General features: G+C 73.2%; 1 protein-coding gene. It reads left to right on the forward strand.

Annotated elements, in window-relative coordinates:
* A partial coding sequence (locus FKV25_RS11585) for a 2OG-Fe(II) oxygenase (protein WP_141518963.1) occupies positions 1–1172 on the forward strand: 1172 nt, incomplete at its 5' end.
* Positions 1173–1354: the final 182 nt, after the last annotated feature.

Raw genomic sequence — 1354 nt, forward strand, 5'->3', positions numbered from 1 at the left:
CCCGCGACCTGGACACCGCCGCGGCGCGCTACCGCGAAGCGGCGGCGCTGGGGCATCCGGGCGCGCAGCTGGAACTGGCGCGCATGCGCCTGCACGGCATCGACGGCCCGGCCGACGCGGCGGAGGCCGTGAACTGGCTGCAGCAGGCCGAAGCGGCCGGACACCCGGGCGCGGCGTACCTGCTGGCCCTGGTCGCACTGGGCGGCACCGCGCTGCCCCGCGACGCGCGGATCAACACGCGCATGATGCTGGCCGTCCAGCACCGCCTGCCGCCCGCGCTGCGTGCGGTGGCGATCCATTTCGGCCGCAAGCCCGATCCCGCCGACCAGACGCGTTGCCTGCAATTGTTGCAGGCCGCGGCCGACGGCGGCGACGTGGTCGCCGCGCAGCTGCTCGCCGAGCGCCTCGCCAGGGGCGAGGGTTGCCCGGTGCAGCTCGAATCGGCCGAGGCGCTGTGGGCGCAGCTCGACCCGCTGGGGGTGCCGCGCCTGCCGTCGATCGAGGCCGCCATCCCGGCACAACCGGAGGCCGCGCCCGGCACGCTGACCCTGGAAGACGCGCTGTCGCCGCCGCCGACCGTGGCGCTGGCGACGACGCCGCGCGTGGGACGCGTGGAGGCGCTGCTGTCGGCCGACGAATGCCGCCTGCTGGTCGCCAGCGCGCATCCGCAGTTGCGCCGTTCGATGACGGTCGACCCGGTCACCGGCGCGGCGGTCGACCACCCCATCCGCAGCAGCAGTGACGCCAGCTTCGACCCGCTCAACGAGGATTTCGCGCTGCGCCTGGTGCAGTTGCGCATCGCCCGCGCCGCGGGCATGGAACTGATCAACGCCGAGCAGCTGATCGTGCTGCGCTATGCGCCGGGCCAGGAATACCGCCCGCATCGCGATTACCTGCCGCCGTCGACGCTCGCGGCCGACCACCCGGCGGCCGGCAATCGGCGGCGGACGATCTGCGTGTACCTCAACGCCGTGGAGGAAGGCGGCGCCACGGCTTTCCCGCGCGCCGGGCTCAGCGTGTCGCCGGTGCCCGGCCAGGCGGTGGTGTTCGACAACCTCGACGCGAGCGGCAAGGCCGATCCGGAGTCGCTGCACGCCGGCGAGCCGGTCGTCGCCGGCGAGAAGTGGTTGGCGACCTTGTGGCTGCGGGAACGGCCGTATCGCGCGTTCTGAGGGGGTGGCCGTCGCTTGGGTGGCGATGGACGTGGGACGTCTTGAGGGCGGAAGCCTGAAAGGCTGGATCCCAGCGTTCGCTGGGATGACGGGTGTGTGGAGCGCGGGGCGGGATGGGGGGCAAAGATGGGTTGCGCTTCGCTTTACCCATCCTACGGGCTGGATCCCAGCGTTCGCTGGGA

The sequence above is a fragment of the Marilutibacter aestuarii genome, assembly GCF_006546775.1.
In the GTDB taxonomy this organism is placed as follows: domain Bacteria; phylum Pseudomonadota; class Gammaproteobacteria; order Xanthomonadales; family Xanthomonadaceae; genus Marilutibacter; species Marilutibacter aestuarii.